Genomic DNA, 469 nt, shown 5'->3' with positions numbered 1-469 from the left:
TCGGCAGCCGCGTGGAAGGGGCGATCCTCGCCCGGCGCGGGCTGTCCGGCCGGATCGGCGGCAGCGCGAGCGGCATCGGGCGAATCGAGAGCCGGCTCGGCGCGCTGTCGGCGTACATCCTCTCCGCAGTGGAACGCTACGAGCGCGCGGACAAGGATGTTATGGCGCTGTTATCGGCGTCGGGCATCGTCTCGGGCAAGAGCGGTTCCGTATGGGGCTGGCTGAAGGACCGGGCAGACGGCGCCAGAGCGGGCATTCGGGAGCTCGGCGGGGATCTGCAGCTTGTGGGCGACACGCTCGACGGCTGGCTCGGCCAAGGCAACGCCTTCATCGACGAAGCGGTGGCTTACGGCAACCGGCAGATCGATTACCTGCGAACGCTCGACATCATGGGAGGGGCGACCGAGGTTGGGGCCTTCTTCAAATCCGGCGTGCTCAAGGGCGTGCTGGATACCATCGGCAGCTTCGC

At 67.8% G+C, this 469-nt stretch carries 1 protein-coding gene; it reads left to right on the top strand.

Annotated features, from left to right (window positions below; all coding sequences use genetic code 11):
• Positions 1 to 469: hypothetical protein (locus tag E6C55_RS34075; protein ID WP_168736016.1), on the top strand; the 469-nt coding region annotated here is incomplete at both ends.

Source organism: Cohnella fermenti (assembly GCF_004801405.1).
In the GTDB taxonomy this organism is placed as follows: Bacteria; Bacillota; Bacilli; order Paenibacillales; family Paenibacillaceae; genus Cohnella; species Cohnella fermenti.
Note: the sequence above shows the minus strand (reverse complement) of the source record. Positions and strands in the feature narration are given on the sequence as shown.